1 protein-coding gene is annotated in these 457 nt (G+C 69.8%); it reads left to right on the top strand.

Features of this window, described 5'->3' with window-relative positions; translation table 11 throughout:
* The coding region (locus AB4Y36_RS40465) for a lysophospholipid acyltransferase family protein (protein WP_368685937.1) at positions 1–457 on the top strand (457 nt) is incomplete at both ends.

The following is a 457-nucleotide window of genomic DNA, read 5'->3' as shown; positions in this document are numbered from 1 at the left end:
CTATCATGGCGTCTGCGCCCGGCTGATGGGGTTGGATGTGGTGGTGCGCGGCCAGCGGGCCGACGGACCGGTGCTGTTCGTGTCCAACCACTCCTCCTACCTGGACATCACGGTGCTGGGGTCGCAGATCCCGGGTTCCTTCGTCGCCAAGTCGGAGGTCGGATCCTGGCCCTTCTTCGGCCTGCTGGCCCGGCTTCAGCGCACGGTGTTCGTGGAACGCAAGGCCCGCGCCTCGGTCGACAAGCAGCGCGACGACATCGGCAGCCGTCTGGATGCCGGCGACAGCCTGATCCTGTTCCCGGAGGGCACCTCCAGCGACGGCAACCGCACCCTGCCCTTCAAGACCGCCCTGTTCGCCGTCGCCGCCCGCCGCATCGACGGCCGTCCGCTGACGGTGCAGCCGGTCAGCGTCGCCGCCACCCGCCTGGACGGCATCCCGATGGGCTTCGCCTTCCGC

This window comes from Paraburkholderia sp. BR10936, assembly GCF_040965735.1.
GTDB classification, from domain to species: Bacteria; Pseudomonadota; Gammaproteobacteria; order Burkholderiales; family Burkholderiaceae; genus Paraburkholderia; species Paraburkholderia nodosa_A.
This window is presented reverse-complemented; position numbering and strand designations above follow the sequence as displayed.